Here is a 1,313-nt window from a genome sequence, read left to right as displayed (position 1 = left end):
TCTGTTCTCATCCTGATAGTCGCTGACCTCTCACCCAGATCGTCGCGCTATAGTCAGCACCACCGGGATCTTGCGGGCATGCGCGGTGCGGACCAGCTTGCGCGCGAGCTCGGGTCGGTCGAGCGTGTGGGTGAAGAAGAACCGCAGCGCCGCGACGATGCTGTTCATGGTCGGCGCCGGAACGCCGGCGTCCTGCTGCTCGATCTGGAACCGCCGGACATCCTCGGCGGTCGCGGTGTGCGGCGAGCGCCCCAGCCAGGTCGCAAACCGCCCGACGTCGCGCAAGTAGTTGCGCTGCGTCTCGCGTGAAAACCGGCGCATCGTCATGTCGTCGATCAGCCGCTGGCGTAGCGGGCTGATCGCGCCAACCGGAACAAGCTCGTTCATCGTTCGACTCCTCATGTTGAAGGAGCCGATAGGGTCCGCCCGTTACGGGGACTGCTCAATCCAGGCGGGACGTTCTCGTTGTCACGGATAGCTCACCACGGGCACCACTCCCGCGCAGCGGGTCGTCTAATCGCCCCTCGGTCAAGTCCAACGAATTGATCGTTCATAAAGATGCGCCGCGTGTGCCGGGTACAGGGTCGTCTACGCGGTCGACACAAATCTGATCGCCGCAGGATGGGTTCCGTAGTCGAGATCTTCCTATGTTCGTGACGCAATCTGCTCAAAAGGGGCAGTTGCTTCCCGCTTCGCGGAATGATCCCAACCGCGTCCCGGCAGGGACGGCTCGGTACGCCCCGAACGGGGGCTAACTGAGGAAACGATAGATGATGCTGGTTCCGGCGTCCTTCCTCATATTGGTCAGGCCGGAGCAGTGGCTCCGGCATTTGGATCAAACAGCTCACCCGTCTTCAGCATCGAGTGCATGATTACCGCCAGTTTGCGCGCAAGGGCGACAGCGGCCCGCTTAAATCCCAAACGCTCTTTCAGCGCGAGTGCCCATGTTCGCAACGCGCTGGTCTCCGACGACCTGTTCAAAATTACCGAGGCCGCCTCGTACAACAACGTCCGTAGCTTAGCGTCTCCACGACGCGAGATGTGACCTTCATAGTCAACCTCGCCTGACTGATATCGCTTCGGGGTCAGCCCGACCCAGGCGCCCACCGCGCGCGAGTTCTTGAAGTTGATCGAATCCTCCACTGCTGCTGCAAAGGCCGTGGCAGTGACCGTACCCACGCCAGGTACTGAGGTGAGTAGGCGACAGCGTTGATCCGTGCCAGCCATAACAACCAGCTGCTTGGTCAACTCTGCCACGCGAAGCCGAATATCTCCCCAGGCCTTAAGCAGTGGTAGGATGATGCGCGCCAAAT

At 61.1% G+C, this 1,313-nt stretch carries 2 protein-coding genes; both read right to left on the bottom strand.

Annotated features, from left to right (window positions below; genetic code table 11):
- Positions 1 to 30: 30 nt before the first annotated feature.
- Positions 31 to 387, bottom strand: a complete 357-nt coding sequence (locus tag LH128_RS29890; RefSeq protein ID WP_008833437.1) for a phage integrase N-terminal SAM-like domain-containing protein — start codon at positions 385 to 387, stop codon at positions 31 to 33.
- A 417-nt stretch (positions 388 to 804) separates the two neighbouring features.
- Positions 805 to 1,313: IS110 family transposase (locus LH128_RS29885; RefSeq protein WP_037522076.1), on the bottom strand; the 509-nt coding region annotated here is incomplete at its 5' end.

Origin of the sequence: Sphingomonas sp. LH128 (assembly GCF_000293195.2) — a bacterium.
Lineage (GTDB): Bacteria > Pseudomonadota > Alphaproteobacteria > Sphingomonadales > Sphingomonadaceae > Novosphingobium > Novosphingobium resinovorum_A.
Note: the sequence above shows the minus strand (reverse complement) of the source record. Positions and strands in the feature narration are given on the sequence as shown.

What these genes read in the sequence shown, in the direction of transcription:
- LH128_RS29890 (WP_008833437.1), bottom strand. Translation starts at nt 387, where the DNA reads ATGAACGAGCTTGTTCCGGTTGGCGCGATCAGCCCGCTACGCCAGCGG.